At 68.6% G+C, this 15131-nt stretch carries 13 protein-coding genes; 4 read left to right on the top strand and 9 right to left on the bottom strand.

Going from position 1 to position 15131, the window contains the following annotated elements:
• Positions 1-552 carry a TetR/AcrR family transcriptional regulator gene (locus tag ACWYRN_RS22290; protein ID WP_488689924.1) on the bottom strand — a complete coding sequence of 184 codons (552 nt, stop codon included), beginning with the start codon at positions 550-552 and terminating at the stop codon, positions 1-3.
• A 250-nt stretch (positions 553-802) separates the two neighbouring features.
• Between ACWYRN_RS22290 and nhaA the strand changes: the two genes are divergently transcribed.
• From nhaA to ACWYRN_RS22270, 4 genes are all read left to right on the top strand, one after another.
• Positions 803-2014, top strand: a complete 1212-nt coding sequence (gene nhaA / locus ACWYRN_RS22285; RefSeq protein WP_488689922.1) for a Na+/H+ antiporter NhaA — start codon at positions 803-805, stop codon at positions 2012-2014.
• Between the two features lie 19 nt (positions 2015-2033).
• Positions 2034-3362, top strand: coding sequence for a TrkH family potassium uptake protein (locus ACWYRN_RS22280; protein WP_488689920.1), 1329 nt, complete (start codon positions 2034-2036; stop codon positions 3360-3362).
• The gene (locus ACWYRN_RS22275) at positions 3352-4056 is read left to right on the top strand and encodes a potassium channel family protein (RefSeq protein WP_488689919.1); all 705 of its coding nucleotides are present in this window, start codon (positions 3352-3354) and stop codon (positions 4054-4056) included. The genes ACWYRN_RS22280 and ACWYRN_RS22275 overlap by 11 nt, the downstream gene beginning before the upstream one ends.
• An 80-nt stretch (positions 4057-4136) precedes the next feature.
• Positions 4137-6125 (top strand): BCCT family transporter, encoded by a 1989-nt coding sequence (locus ACWYRN_RS22270; protein WP_488689918.1) that lies wholly within the window; start codon positions 4137-4139, stop codon positions 6123-6125.
• Here ACWYRN_RS22270 and ACWYRN_RS22265 read toward each other — a convergent pair.
• The 8 genes from ACWYRN_RS22265 to ACWYRN_RS22230 form a co-directional block, all read right to left on the bottom strand.
• Entirely contained in the window at positions 6089-8296 is a 2208-nt protein-coding gene (locus ACWYRN_RS22265; RefSeq protein WP_488689916.1) for a putative bifunctional diguanylate cyclase/phosphodiesterase, read from the bottom strand. The genes ACWYRN_RS22270 and ACWYRN_RS22265 overlap by 37 nt on opposite strands.
• Before the next feature lie 76 nt (positions 8297-8372).
• Positions 8373-10535: a putative bifunctional diguanylate cyclase/phosphodiesterase gene (locus tag ACWYRN_RS22260; protein WP_488689914.1), complete on the bottom strand. Its 2163-nt coding sequence runs from the start codon at positions 10533-10535 to the stop codon at positions 8373-8375.
• Between the two features lie 106 nt (positions 10536-10641).
• Entirely contained in the window at positions 10642-11994 is a 1353-nt protein-coding gene (locus ACWYRN_RS22255; protein WP_488689913.1) for an amino acid permease, read from the bottom strand.
• Positions 11995-12098: 104 nt separating this feature from the next.
• Positions 12099-12800 (bottom strand): MBL fold metallo-hydrolase, encoded by a 702-nt coding sequence (locus tag ACWYRN_RS22250; RefSeq protein WP_488689912.1) that lies wholly within the window; start codon positions 12798-12800, stop codon positions 12099-12101.
• Positions 12801-12846: 46 nt separating this feature from the next.
• Entirely contained in the window at positions 12847-13287 is a 441-nt protein-coding gene (locus ACWYRN_RS22245; protein ID WP_488689911.1) for a DUF6691 family protein, read from the bottom strand.
• A 10-nt stretch (positions 13288-13297) separates the two neighbouring features.
• Positions 13298-13729 (bottom strand): YeeE/YedE family protein, encoded by a 432-nt coding sequence (locus tag ACWYRN_RS22240; RefSeq protein WP_488689910.1) that lies wholly within the window; start codon positions 13727-13729, stop codon positions 13298-13300.
• A gap of 78 nt (positions 13730-13807) precedes the next feature.
• A complete protein-coding gene (locus ACWYRN_RS22235) occupies positions 13808-14611 on the bottom strand; it encodes a TlpA family protein disulfide reductase (RefSeq protein WP_488689909.1) in 804 nt (267 codons plus the stop codon).
• Positions 14612-14678: 67 nt separating this feature from the next.
• Positions 14679-15110, bottom strand: coding sequence for a hypothetical protein (locus ACWYRN_RS22230; RefSeq protein ID WP_488689908.1), 432 nt, complete (start codon positions 15108-15110; stop codon positions 14679-14681).
• Between the last annotated feature and the right edge of the window lie 21 nt (positions 15111-15131).

The raw sequence follows: 15131 nt of genomic DNA, 5'->3' as shown, positions 1-15131 counted from the left end.
CTAACGTTTCCGGACAGGCGTGGCGATGCCTGAGCCGAGGAGGTCGAGCGCGCGCCGCGCCAGGCTGCGCTGCTGGGCCGGGGTGCTGCCGCGCAGGGCGGCGCCGAGCATGCCGCAGACCAGCACGATGTCGGCCGGCTTCAGGTCGGGCCGGCAGGCGCCGCGCTTCACGGCGGCGGCGAGCGGGGCGCGGAACAGCCTGGCCAGGCGTTCGCGCCCGCCCTTGGCCACCGGATGGCCGGCGTCGACCGCGCGCCAGTAATCGGTCACGGCGGGCGAGGCGACGATGCAGTGCGCCACCTGTTCCAGCAGGGCGAACAAATCGGCGCCGTCGGCCTGGCGTTCGAGGCCGGCCAGCGAACGCTCCAGCAGGGCGTCCATCAGGGCCGCGCGGTCGGGGAAGTTGCGGTACAGGGTCGCCCGGCCGACGCCGGCCTGCGCCACCACCAGTTCGAGCGGCGCGGTCACGCCATGGCGCGAAAATACGGCATCGGCTGCGTCGAGGATCTGGTCGCGCCGCAGGGCGGCGTCGGATCGTAGCGTGGTCGTCAAGTGGGACACCTTTGTCCGGTTGATGGGGGCGACAGGCGCGGCGCAGCTTGCCGCCGACGCGCTGTTTCTCATTGTCTATTTGTTACTAGAATACTGCGATTCATGCGCGGCCCAGCGCACGCCACGGATGCCGGCACGCCGGACGAGCGGCAAGGCAGTGCGCTATAATGGGCCAGGGTGTTCATACGGCAACGTATGGCAGGACATGCGTTGGTCGGGCCGCCGCGCCGACTACTTGCGTCCAAACCCCATGCGTATCGAAAAAAAGCTCTCCAAAACCTTCCATGAATTCATGCAGTCGGGCAAAGCCGGCGGCATCGTCCTGATCCTCTGCACCCTCGTTTCGCTGGCCCTGGCCAATTCCGCGCTGGGACCAGCCTACCTCGGTTTCTGGCACGGCTACGTCGCCGGCCTGAGCATCGAGCACTGGGTCAACGACGCCCTGATGGCCGTCTTCTTCCTGCTGATCGGCCTCGAGCTCAAGCGCGAACTGTACAACGGCGAATTGTCCGACCTGCGCAACGCCATGCTGCCCATCCTGGGCGCGGTTGGCGGCATTGCCGTACCCGCACTGATCCATTTCCTGTTCAACGGCGGCAGCGCCACCCAGGCCGGCATCGGCATCCCGATGGCAACCGACATCGCCTTTGCCCTCGGCGTGCTGAGCCTGCTCGGCAACCGGGTGCCGGCCTCGCTCAAGGTCTTCCTGGCGGCGCTCGCCGTGATGGACGACCTCGGCGCCATCATCGTCATTGCCGTGTTCTACACGACCCAGCTGTCGTTTGCCTGGCTGTTCGCGGCGCTGGGCGTGTTCGCGGCCCTGTTCCTGATGCAGCGCGTCCTGCGCGTGATGGTGCTGCTGCCTTACCTGCTGGGCGGCGCGCTGATGTGGTACTGCATGCTGCAGTCCGGCGTGCACGCGACCATCGCCGGCGTGCTGCTCGCCTTTGCGATTCCATATTCGGCCGTCGAGGACGATGCCGATTCGCCTTCGCACCGCCTCGAGCACGTACTGCACAAGCCGGTCGCCTTCCTGATCCTGCCGGTCTTTGCGCTGGCGAATACCGGCATCGTGGTCGGCGCCGGCTGGGCACAGGAACTGCTGTCGGCGAACAGCCTCGGCATCCTGCTCGGCCTGGGCGTCGGCAAGCCAGTCGGCATCGTGCTCGTCACCTTCGTTGCGGTGGCGCTCGGCGTGTGCCGCCTGCCGCTCGACCTGGCCTGGCGCCACATCCTGGGCGCCGGCCTGCTGGGCGGCATCGGCTTCACGATGTCGATCTTCATTACCAATCTCGCCTTTGCCGGCCAGGCCGAGACGATCAATGCCTCGAAGATGGCGATCCTGCTGGCCTCGTTCGGTGCCGGGGTGATCGGCTTCGCCTGGCTGAAATTCATGGGTGCGCCGCTGGCATCCGACCCCGATCCGGATACCATGGACTTCGAGAGCGAACCGGCGCGCTGACGGAGGCGGCAAACGCGGCATGAAGACGATTCTTCACCCGGCCAGGGCGGTGGCCCTGGCCTTCCTGCTGGCGATCCTGTTCGGCACCGTGCTGCTGGCGCTGCCGGTGGCGCGCGCCGACGGCACGCCCGCGCCCCTGTTCACGGCCTTCTTCACCTCGGTGTCGGCGGTGTGCGTGACGGGCATGGTCACGGTTGATACCGGCACCTACTGGTCGACCTTCGGGCAGGCGGCGATCATGCTGCTGTTCCAGATGGGCGGCTTCGGCATGATGACGGCCGCAACCCTGCTCGGCCTGATGGTCAACCGCTCGCCGCGCCTGCGTGCGCGCATGATGACGCAAACCGAAACCCGTACGCTGGCCCTGGGCGACGTGACCGGCATCGCGCGCGTGGTGCTGGTGGTGACGCTCGCCGCGCAGACGCTGATCGCCGCCGTGCTCATGCTCAGGCTGCATTTCGGGCATGGCCTGGCCTGGCAGGAGGCCGCCTGGTCGGGCCTGTTCCATGCGGTGTCGGCCTTTAACAACGCCGGCTTCTCGATCCACGCCGACGGTTTGATGCGCTACGCCGGCGACGCCCTGGTGCTGCTGCCGATCATGCTGGGCTTTATCGTGGGCGGCATCGGCTTCCCGGTGCTGCACGACTTGCGCCAGCGCCTGCGCGACCCGCGCCACTGGTCGCTGCACACCAAGCTCACCCTGGCCGGCACCGCGGTGCTGCTGGCGGGCGGCTTCCTTGCCGTGCTGCTCTTCGAGTGGGACAATGCCCGGACCCTGGGGCCGCTGGGCGTGGCCGACAAGATGCTCAACAGCCTGTTCATGTCGGCGGCGGCGCGCACCTCCGGCTTCAACACGGTCGACATCGCCGCGCTGCGCCACGAGACCTGGGCCCTGCACTATTTTTTGATGTTCATCGGCGGCGGCAGCGCCAGCACGGCTGGCGGCGTGAAGGTGGCCACCGTCGTGGTGCTGTTCCTGCTGGTGCTGGCCGAGGCGCGCGGGCACACCGATACCGAGGCGTACGGCCGCCGCGTCGGCGCCTCGGCCCAGCGCCAGGCCATCACGGTGCTGGTGCTGGGCAGCGTGATGGTGGTGGCAGGCACCCTGTTGCTGCTGCGCCTGACGGATTTTCCGACCGACGAGGTCATTTTTGAAGTCATCGCCGCCTTCAGCACGGCCGGCCTGTCGACCGGGATCACGGCGCAGTTGCCGGTGTCCGGCCAGGCCGTGCTGCTGGTGCTGATGTTTGTTGGCAGGGTAGGGACCATCACGCTGGCGACCTCGCTGGTGCTGGGCGAACGCCGCATGCCTTACCGTTATCCCGAGGAGCATCCAATTGTTGGGTAGGATTTTCACAGAGCAGTTTGCCTTTTCGGCGAGCGACAGCGTGGTCGTCATTGGCCTGGGCCGCTTCGGCGGCGCCGTGGCCCAGTCGCTGGTGCGGCTCGGCCACGACGTGATGGGCATCGACCGCAAGGAAGACCTGGTGCAGGTCTGGGGTGACCGCCTGACGCACGCCGTGCAGGCCGATTCGACCAACGAGAACGTCATGCTGCAGCTGGGCGTGGCCGATTTTTCCCATGCGATCGTCGCCATCGGCTCCGACCTGGCGGCCAGCCTGATGACGCTGATGGTGCTGACCGAGCTCGGCATCAAGGATATCTGGGTGAAAGCCATGAGCCCGGAGCACGGCCAGATCGCGCAGCGCATCGGCGCCCACCACATCATCTACCCGGAAGCCGACATGGGCGAGCGCGTGGCCCACCTGATCACCGGGCGCATGATGGACTTCATCGAGTTCGACGACGGCTTCGGCATCGCCAAGATCCACGCGCCGCCCTACACGCACAACCAGTCGCTGGCCGAATCGCACGTGCGCTCGCGCTTCGGCGTCACCGTGGTCGGCGTCAAGCGCGCCAACGAGGACTTCCAGCATGCCCAGCCGGAGACCCGCGTCCTGCCCGCGGACCTGCTGATCGTCTCCGGGCCGACCAGGAAGATCGAGGAGTTCGCCCGGGGCGAAAAGAAGGGCGGGCGATAGCTGGCGCACAGTCGGGAAGCGGGTATCGCGCCAGAATGCCGGTACGATCCACCATCCAGATGCGAAGGGAAAACAGACCAATGCCAGACATGAAACCGGGAGCGGCGCAGCCGCAGGCGTCCCGTCCGCGTATCCAGGTCAATCCGCCGGTATTCTTCATCTCCGCCGCCCTGATCCTGGCGTTTGTCCTGTTCGGTGCGGTCTTCCCCGACCAGGCCGGGAGCGTATTCGATGCCATGCAAAAGCGGATCGTCCACGATTTCGGCTGGTTCTATATCCTCGCCGTCGCCTTGTTCCTGATCTTCGTGCTGTTCCTCATGATGAGCCGGTATGGCGATGTGAAGCTCGGCCCGGACGACAGCGAGCCTGAATACAGCTACCTGTCGTGGTTCGCGATGCTGTTCAGCGCCGGCATGGGCATCGGCCTGCTGTTCTTCGGCGTGGCCGAGCCGATCCAGCATTACGCCAAGCCGCCGGTGGGAGAGGGCAGCACGATCGAGTCGGCGCGCCAGGCCATGGTCCTGACATTCTTTCACTGGGGTGTGCATGCCTGGGCCATCTATATCGTCGTCGGCCTGGCGCTGGCGTATTTCGCGTTCCGGCGCGGCCTGCCGCTCACCCTGCGCTCGAGCCTGTTTCCCCTGATCGGCAAACGCATCCATGGCCCGATCGGCCATGCCATCGACATCTTCGCCGTCCTGGGCACGATGTTCGGCGTCGCCACCTCCCTGGGTTTCGGCGTCCTGCAGGTGAATGCCGGTTTCGCCCACCTGTTCGGCTTGCCGGTCAATACGACCGTCCAGGTCATCCTGATCGTCGTCATCACCGGCATGGCAACCCTGTCCGCCGGTACCGGGCTCGACAAGGGCGTCAAGCGACTCTCCGAACTCAACATCATCCTGGCGATCGCACTGCTGGTCTTCGTCCTCTTCGCAGGGTCGACCGTATTCCTGCTCCAGGCCTATGTCCAGAACATCGGCGCCTACCTGGGCGCGGTGGTGCAGAGGACCTTCCGCATGTACGCCTACGAGCCGAATGCCTGGCTGGGCGACTGGACCCTGTTCTACTGGGGCTGGTGGATCTCCTGGTCCCCTTTCGTCGGCATGTTCATCGCGCGGATCTCGCGCGGGCGCACCATCCGCGAATTCGTGACGGGCGTCCTGCTGGTGCCGGTGCTGTTTACCTTCCTGTGGATGACCGTCTTCGGGAACACCGCCATTGCGATCGACCTGGGCGGCGCCGCCCCCATCGTGCAGACCGTGGCCGACAACCTGCCCGTGGCGCTGTTCGAAGTACTGGAGCAGCTGCCGTTCTCGGTCGTTGCCTCGGGCCTCGCAACGCTACTGGTGATTACCTTCTTCGTCACCTCGGCCGATTCCGGCGCGCTGGTGATCGACATGATTACCTCCGGGGCGGCGCCGAACCCGCCCGTCTGGCAGCGCATCTTCTGGGCCGTCTGCGCCGGCATCGTCGCCGCCGTGCTGCTGCTGGCGGGCGGCCTGCAGGCGCTGCAGACGGCGGCGCTGGCCAGCGCATTGCCCTTCGCGGTGGTGATGCTGTTCATCTGCTACGGCCTGCTGCGTGCACTCCAGACCGAAAAGCAGGGTTCCGCCATGGATTTGTCGACCGTCGACGACGCACCGGAGTCGCCTACCCACCTCAGCTGGCAGCAGCGCCTTGCCAGCATCACCGGTTTCTACGACCGGAAGGAAATCACGTCCTTCCTCGGCGAGACGGCGCTGCCTGCCCTGGAAGCGGTTGCCGTGCAATTCAAGGAAAGCGGGCTGGCGCCGGAAATGGTGCAGCGCGAAGACCAGGTCGAACTCACCGTGCCGCACGGCGACCGCGGCATGTTCCGCTACGCGGTCCGGGCACGCAGTTTCCGCTCGCCGAGCTTTGCCTGGGCGGAATCCGGCAATGCCGCGCCGGACAGCAGGCACTTCCGCGCGATGGCCCATGGGTCCGAAACCGACCAGCAGCACGACGTCACGGGTTACACGCGCGACCAGCTGATCAATGACTTGCTGAACCGCTATGCGCGCTTCCGGCACGTGCGCAGGCTGGCCTGACAGAACGGGTTGGCAGCCGCGCGGGTGCGGCCGGTACAGGCGCCGGCAAGGCCGAAACCGGCCTCGAATTCGGCGATGGGACGCGGCTTGCCCAGCAGGTAGCCCTGCAGCAGGCGGCAGCCGCGCGCGACCAGGAAGTCGCGCTGTTCGCCGGTCTCGATGCCTTCGGCCACCACGTCGAGGTCGAGCGTGCGGGCCAGGGCCAGGATGGCGTCGACGATGGCGCCGGCGTGGGCTTCGCCCGGCAGATCCTTGACGAAGCTGCGGTCGATCTTCAGTTCGGTGAGCGGAAAGCGCTTCAGGTAGGCGAGCGAGGAATAACCGGTGCCGAAGTCGTCGAGCGAGAAGCACACGCCGTGCAGGCGCAGCGCATGCATCTTGGCGCAGGCGGCGTCCAGGTCTTCGGCGAACACGCTTTCGGTCAGTTCGAGGAACAGTTGCTGGGGCGGCGCGCCGGTGGCGGCCAGGGTGGCGAGCACGGCGTCGACGAAGCCGGGGTCGCGCAATTGCTGGGCGCTGACGTTCACGGCCAGGGTCAGTTCGCGCAGCAGCGGCGTGCCGGCCCAGCGCGCCAGGGCGCGGCAGCTCTCGGTGAGCACCATCGCGCCCAGCGGCACGATCAGGCCACTCGTTTCGGCCAGGCCGATGAATTCGTCGGGCGGCACCAGGCCGCGCGTGGCGTGGCGCCAGCGCAGCAGCACCTCGGCGCCGGCCAGCCTGCCGTCGACGCCCACCTGCGGCTGGCAGAACAGCTCGAAGCGGTGCTGGCCGATGGCGTCGTGCAGGTCGCCTTCGAGCTCGGCCTGGCGCTCGGCCGCCGCCTGCATGTCGGGATCGAAGAAGCGCAGGGTGTTGCGGCCCTCGGCTTTGGCGCGGTACATGGCCAGGTCGGCCTGGCGCAGCAGCTGGTCGACGCTGTCGGCGCCGGCGCCGAACATGGCCACGCCGATACTGGGCGTGCTGATCCTGGGCCGGGCGCCCAGCGCGTGCGGCTGGGCCAGGGCCTCGAGCAGCTTGGCGCCGACCTGGCGCGCCTCGTGGACCGCGTCGCGCTCGCCCGTGCCGAGGTCGTCGAGCACGACCACGAATTCGTCGCCGCCGAGGCGGGCCAGGTGGTCGCTGGCGCGCACGGTGCGGCGCAGGCGCGTCGCCACCTCGCGCAGCAGGGCGTCGCCGGCGTCGTGGCCGAGGGTATCGTTGAGCAGCTTGAAGTTGTCGAGGTCGATGAACATCAGGGCGCCGAACTGGCCGTTACGGTCGCTGCGCGACAGGATGCGCGACAGTTCGTCGATCAGCAGGCGCCGGTTCGGCAGGCCGGTGAGGTAGTCGAAATAGGCCAGCTCGTGGATGTGCCGCTCGGCTTCCTTGGCGGCGGTCAGGTCGGTATTGGTGCCGGCGATGCGCACGGCCTTGCCGTCGCCGTTGCGCTGGACGAAGCCGCGCGAGAGCACCGGCACGTAGTGGCCGTCGCGGTGGCGCAGGCGAAATTCCAGGCTGTAGGTGCTCTCGTTCGATGCCAGCAGGGACGCGACAAAGGCGTCCACGCGCGGCATGTCCTCGGGATGCATCTGGGTGCGCCAGGCAACCGGGTCGCGCTCGCCGTGCGAATGCGGAAAGCCCAGCATGTCCCACCAGCGCTCGGAATAGTGCACCAGGCCGCTGCCGACGTTCCAGTCCCAGGGCGCGTCGGTGCTGCCCTGCATGGCCAGGCGCAGGCGCTCTTCCGAGCGCAGCAGGGTTTCCTCGGCGCGCTTCAGGGCGGTGCATTCGGTGAAGCAGACCGCCACTTCGTGGATCCGCCCGTCGGCGTCGTGCAGGGGGTAGGCGTTGCAGATCAGCCAGCGCAGGCTGTCGCCGGGCAGGCCGACGACGGCGTCGTACACGGTCCTGCCGGTGCGCAGGACGCAGGACACGGGGTTGGCGTCGGCCGGCATCGGGCTGCCGTCGGGGCGCAGCAGCTGCATGGCGCCGGAATTGATCGGATAGGTGCGCAACAGCTCGATGTTGGCGCCGAGCAGGCGCTGCGCGCAGCGGTTGGCGTAGACGGCGCGCAAATCGGGGCCGTGGATCACCACGTCGGCAGGAATATGGTCGAGCAGCACCTTGAAATCACGTGAACTCCAGCCGGGTGGCACGAACGTTTGCCCATCGGAACGTTCAGATCCCATCATGCCTGCCTGCCTGCCTGCCTGCCTGCCTCGCTGTCGATGCGCGATTGTAATCCTTTTCCGATAGACGGCGGATTCCTCAGGGACTGCCGAACCCGGCCTCGAAACCGGCGATCGGCAGCGGTTCGCCCAGCAGGAAGCCCTGGAACACGCGGCAGCCATGGGCCTCGAGGAAGTCGCGCTGGGCGCGCGTTTCGACGCCTTCGGCCACCACCTGCAAATCGAGGTTGTGGGCCAGGGCCAGCACCGCGTCGACGATGGCGCCGGCGTGGGCGTCGCCGGGCAGGTCCGCAACAAAACTGCGGTCGATCTTCAGCTCGTTCAGCGGAAAGCGCTTCAGGTAGCTCAGCGAGGAGTAGCCGGTGCCGAAGTCGTCGAGCGAGAAGCGCACGCCGTGGGCGCGCAGGGCGTTCATCCTGGCGCTGACGGCGTCGACGTTTTCGGCGAACACGCTTTCGGTCAGCTCCAGGCACAGGCGGCGCGGGTTGGCGCCGCTGCGCATCAGGGTATCGAGCACGCGCTCGACGAAGTCGGGCTCGCGCAACTGGTAGGCGCTGACGTTCACCGCCAGCGTCAGACCCTGCAGGCGCGGGTGCAGGGCCCAGCGCGCCAGCACGCGGCAGGCCTCGGACAACACCAGCGCGCCGAGCGGCACGATCAGGCCGGACGACTCGGCCAGCGAAATGAATTCGCCCGGCGCGACCAGGCCGCGCGCGTCGTGGCGCCAGCGTACCAGCACCTCGCCGCCGAGCAGGCGGCCGTCGGCACCGAACTGGGGCTGGCAATGCAGTTCGAAGTGCTCGTGGTGGATGCTGTCGCGCAGGTCGTTCTGCAGGTCGATCTGGCGGTCGGCCGCGGCCTGCATGCCGGCCGCGAAGAAGCGCACCGTGTTGCGGCCGTCGCCCTTGGCGCGGTACATGGCCAGGTCGGCCTGGCGCAGCAGCAGGTCGGCGCTGGTGGCCTCGGCGCCGAACAGGGCCACGCCGATGCTCGGCGTGCTGCGGTGCACGCGCGCCGCCAGTTGATACGGCTCGCCGAGCGCCGCCAGCAGCTTGGCGCCGATGGCCTGGGTCTCGTGCACCGCCACGTCCTCGGTGTCGCCCAGGTTCTCGAGCACCACCACGAATTCGTCGCCGCCCAGGCGCGCCAGGTGGTCGCTTTCGCGCACCGTGTCGCGCAGGCGCCCGGCCACCAGGCGCAGCAGCTGGTCGCCGACGTCGTGGCCGAGGGTGTCGTTGAGCAGCTTGAAGTTGTCGAGGTCGATGAACAGCAGGGCGCCGTACTGGCGCGAGCGCGCGCTGCGGGTCAGGATCTTGGCCATCTGCTCGTGCAGCAGGCGGCGGTTCGGCAAACCGGTCAGGACATCGAAGTAGGCCAGCTCGTAGATGCGTTGCTCGGCGTGCTTGGCGTCGGTGAGGTCGGTATTCGTGCCCGAGATGCGTTGCGGCTGGCCGCCGGCGTCGCGCTGTACCAGGCCGCGCGCCAGCACCGGCACCTCGTGGCCGGCGCGGTGGCGCAGGCGGAACTCGATGCGGTAGACCGAATCGTTCGAGGCCAGCAGGCTTGCCACGTAGTCGTTCACGCGCGCCAGGTCGTCGGGGTGGACGTGGGCCGGCCAGGCGCCGTCGTCGGTGCCGGGCTCGCCCTTGGCGTAGCCGAGCATCTCCCACCAGCGCGGCGACAGATAGGGCTGCGGCTCGGCCAGGTTCCAGTCCCAGGGCGCGTCGGTCGAGCCCTGCAGCATCAGGCGCAGGCGCTCCTTCGAGTCGCGCAGGGTCTGCTCCATGCGTTTCAGTTCGGTGCAGTCGGTGAAGCAGACCACCACCTCGGCCACCTCGCCGTCGGCGCCGAGTGCCGGATGCGCGCTCCAGATCAGCCAGCGGGGCGCCGCGCCGCGCAGGCCGATCACGACATCGACCACGGCGCTGCGGCTGACAAGTGCGCGCTGCAAGGGATTCTCGTGCAGGGGCAGGGGGCTGCCGTCGGCGCGCAGCAGCGGCCAGGTCCCCGAGGCCACGGGCGCGCTGCGCATGAGGTCGAGGGCCGGGCCGAGCAGGGCCAGGGCGTAGCGGTTGGCGTAGAAGGCGCGCGAATCCGGGCCGTGCACCACGACGCCGGCCGGCACTATATCGAGCAGGGCGTCGACGCCCGGCGCCGCTGCGGTATCGAGCGGCAGGGCCGGAAGGCCCTGCGGCGGCAGGGACTTCCCCCCCGGCCCTGCTGGTTCGTGATGTGTTCTCATGCCTCGGCCACGCTGTAGTTAGCCGGGAATAGTAACCTTAAAGCAAAATTGGCGGCGCAACAGAGGCGCGGGCCCGCCGCGCCTCTGCTGTCATCTTGTCATCCTGTCAGGCTGCCCTGCGGCGGCGGATGGCGTAGCCGGCGCACAGCAGCAGCAGCCAGGCCGGGATCATGTAGACCGAGGTGCGCAGGCCGGGCGTCAGGTACATCACCACCAGCACGCCGGCCAGGAAGACCAGGCACAGCCAGTTCGAGAGCGGATGCACCGGGCTCGGGAACACAGTGGCGCCCTGGCCGTTTTCGGCGCGCGTACGGCGAAAGCGCAGGTGCACCAGCGAGATCGTGGCCCAGTTGATGATCAGGCCCGACACCGACAGGCCCATCATGAGGCCGAAGGCTTCGGCCGGCATCAGGTAGTTCACGACCACGCAGACCAGGGTGGCGGCAGCCGACACGCCCAGCGCCGCCAGCGGCACGCCGCTTGCCGTGAGCTTCTTCAGCACGCCAGGGGCATTGCCCTGCACCGCCAGGCCGTACAGCATGCGGGTATTCGCGTACACGCCGCTGTTGTAGACCGACAGCGCGGCGGTGAGCACGACCACGTTCAGGATGGTGGCCACCGCATTGCTCTCCAGGGCCGCGAAGATCAGCACGAAGGGGCTGCCGCCGCTGACCACCTTTTGCCACGGGAACAGCGACAGCAGGATGAACAGGGCGCCGACGTAGAAGATCAGCACCCGGTACAGGGCCTGGTTGGTGGCGCGCGGGATGGTCTTTTCCGGGTTGGCCGCTTCGGCCGCGGTGATGCCGATCAGTTCCAGGCCGCCGAAGGAGAACATGATGACGGCCATTGCCATCACCAGGCCGCCCACGCCGTTCGGGAAGAAGCCGCCGTGGCGCCACAGGTTGGCCACGCCGGCTTCGGGGCCGGCCGTGCCGCTCACCAGCAGGTAGCCGCCGAGCAGGATCATGCCGATCACGGCCACCACCTTGATGACAGCGAACCAGAATTCGAGTTCGCCAAAGGCGCGCACGTTGAGCAGGCTGAAGGAATTGATGACGGCGAAGCAGGCCAGGGCCGAGACCCAGGTCGGGATCTCGGGCCACCAGTACTGGACGTAGACGCCGACCGCCGACAGCTCGGCCATGCTGACGAGGATGTACATCATCCAGTAGTTCCAGCCGGTGACGAAGCCGGCCATGTGGCCGCCGTATTTGTCGGCGAAGTAGCTGACCGAGCCGGCCACCGGTTCGGCCACCACCATTTCGCCGAGCTGGCGCATGATCAAGAAGGCGAACAGGCCGGCCACCGCGTAGCCGAGCAGCACCGAAGGGCCGGCCATCTGGATGGTCTGGGCGATGCCGAGGAAAAGGCCGGTGCCGATTGCGCCGCCGAGGGCGATCAGCTGGATGTGGCGGCCCTTGAGGCCGCGTTTGAGTTGTTGCGTCGGTTCTGACATTGCCGCCTGCGCCAGTATGCAAAGTCGATGATTCTAATGCATGTTGGCGATGCCGGCGTGCAATCATGTCACGATCGGCGGGCGACGCCCTTCAAGCGGTGCGTCTAGGCGGCATGCGCCAGGCCGAGCTGGCGGTTGGCGGGCACGGCGATGTCGATCAGTTTCGGGCGCGGCAGGTCGAGCTTGTCCATCAAGGCGATGAAGTCCTCGCGCGAGCGTCCGGCCAGGCGCGCGTTGTGGCGGCGCTCCCAGCCGATCGTCGAGACGCTCTGGCCCTTGTAGTCGTGCGCCGGCCAGACGCGGGTGGCGTCCGGCAGCGCGAACAGCTTCAGCGTGACGCTGTCGTAGAGGGCGGCGGCGCTGCCGCCCTGGAAGTCGGTGCGTCCGCAGCCGTCGATCAGCAGGGTGTCGCCGCTGAACACGTTGCCGCGCCACAGGAAACTGACGCTGCCGGCCGTGTGGCCCGGGGTGTGCAGCACGCGGATCGCTTCGCCGGCGCCGAAGCGCACGGTGTCGCCATCGTCGAGCTGCACTTCGGCCGGGGCGATGCCGCAGCCGCTGGGCACGGCGGCGCGCGCACCGGTCAGCTCGCGCAGGCGGCCGGCCGAGGTGACGTGGTCGGCGTGGGCATGGGTTTCCAGCACGTAGGCGAGCTTCAGGCCGAGACGCGCCAGGTGCGCCAGGTCGCGCTCGCAGTGGCGGTCGACCGGGTCGATGATGACGGCCTCATTGCCGTCCTGGGCGGCGAGGATGTAGGTGAAGGTCGACGACTCGGCGTCGAACAGCTGGATCGGGTTGACGTGCATGGCGGTCTCCTGGCGAAGCCGGCATTGTACGGCAGGGCGGGCAGGCTCAGGCCGATTCCGGCCGCTGCTGCCGGCGGCGCAGCCATTCGGCCAGCTCGAACAGGCCCATGCCGGCCACCATCGCCAGCGTGAAGAGGAGCGCCTTCGGCGAACCGGCGCCGAGCGAGGCGATGGCCGGGCCGGGGCAGAAGCCGGCCAGGCCCCAGCCGATGCCGAACGCGGTGCTGCCCAGCACCAGGCGGCGGTCGATCGCGGTGGCCGATGGCAGGTGCAGCGCCGCGCCGAACAGGGTGCGCCCGCGCCGCCTGGCGATGCGGAAGGGGACGGCCGCCACCAGCGTGGCGCCGCCCATCGTGCACAGCAGCGAGGGGTCCCAGGCGCCGGCCAGGTCGAGGAAGGCCAGCACCTTGGCCGGGTTCATCAGGCCGGAGAGCAGCAGGCCGAGGCCGAACACCAGGCCGCTGACGAAGGCGATGAGCAGTTGCATGCGGTGCTCCTCAGCTGAAAACGTGGCGCAGCAGCCAGACCGTGACGAAGCCGGCCGCGACGAACGTGGCGGTGGCCGCCAGCGAACGCGGCGACAGGCGCGCCACGCCGCACACGCCATGGCCGCTGGTGCAGCCGCCGCCGTAGCGGGTGCCGATGCCGACCAGCAGGCCGGCCACGAGCAGGGTGGCGCCGTCGGCGTCGATGCGGGCCGCGGGCAGGGCCGCGACCAGGGACCAGCCGAAGGGAACGAGGACGATCCCGGCCAGGAACAGCAGGCGCCAGGCGACGTCGCCGCGCGCGGGGCGCAGCAGGCCGCCGAGGATGCCGCTGATGCCGGCGATGCGCCCGCCCAGCAGGATGAACAGGGAGGCGGCCAGGCCGATCAGCATGCCGCCGGCCAGCGCGGTCCATGGCGTGAAGTGCGCCCAGGCGATCGTCATGCCGGTTCTCCTGCGAAGTTGCGGGCATACGCTGCGAGGATACGCCGCTTTGGCCGATCGCGCCGCGCTGCGCGGAGGCTAGCGCAGCGCTTCCATCCGCTCGCGCAGCTGGGCCGGCGACAGTTCGCCCATGTGGCGCGCCACCAGCTTGCCGTGCCTGTCGTAGAACAGCGTGGTCGGGTAGCCCTTGACCTCGGTGGCGCGGGCCAGGGCGCGGGCGGGATCGATCAGCAGGTTGTCCAGCCGCAGGCCTTCGCCCTCGAGGTAGCGCGCGATGACCGCGGCATCCTCGGCCTGGTTCACGAACACGAAGGCGACGTCGGGATGGGCCGCCTGCGCCGCGCCCAGGGCCGGCATCTCGCGCCGGCAGGGCGGGCACCAGGTCGCCCACAGGTTCACCACCATCGGTTTGCCGGCGAATGCATGCAGGGCGGCGGCGCCGCCGTCCAGGCGCTCCAGCGTCACCTGCGGCAGGGGAGCGGCAGCGGGGCCGGTGGCAAAGGCGGCAAACGATGCGCCGCCCCAGACCAGCACACCCAGCAGCGAAGCGCCCAGCAGGGGCCGGCGCAGCGCGGGCTGGCGGCGCACCTGCTCGAAGCCGATGGCAAAGGCCACCAGCAGGCCGGCAAAGGCGACGAAGCCGCCGTCGCGGATGTCGAGCATGCCCAGGGGGGCGGTGCGGTAGCTGTCGAAGTGCTTCAGCACGAAGGCGGCGCGCGCCGCCAGCAGGCCCCAGACGATCATGCGCCACAGGGCCGGGTCGGCGTCGACCCCGCGCCGGCGCCGCCACCACAACACGGCCAGGTTGGCCGCGACGATGGCCGCCAGCGCCGCCAGCACCCGCACCGGCATGGCCAGGGGGCCGATGGTCACGGCATCCATGTGAGTCCCCGCTGCCGGGTCCAGGGACGGCGCGCGGCCGAATCCGTCGGGCGGAGCAACATCGAGCTCAGTGCGCCGCGGCCGTCGGCGAACCGAGCTTGCCGTCCGCCGCCGCCTTGGCTGCCTTCTGGTAGAACCTGATCGTTTCAGGCGACATGTTACCGCCCATCGCGCCCATGAAGCGCAGCCGCTCGGTGCGCACCCAGCCGCTGTAATCGTCGCCGTTCTTCGCCATGTACATCACGCTGGTCCATTCGCCGTTCTCGCCGGCTTCGGTGAACGCGACCAGGTCGTCGCCGGGAATCACGAACACCTTCTTGTTGATGCATTTTTCGCTGGGCCCGGTATGCAGGTGCAGGCGGCCGGTGCCGGCCACCTTGTACTGGTAGCGCTCGGCGAGCACGACTTCGTCCGGGACGTCGCCCTTGCAGATGTCGGCTGCCAGGACCGGGCTGGCGGCCAGCAGGGCGAGGGTGAACAGCGAGGCGGCTTTGTACATGGGGTCTTGGGAATGTAGGGA

This window comes from Massilia sp. BAP21 (assembly GCF_057801335.1).
This window is presented reverse-complemented; position numbering and strand designations above follow the sequence as displayed.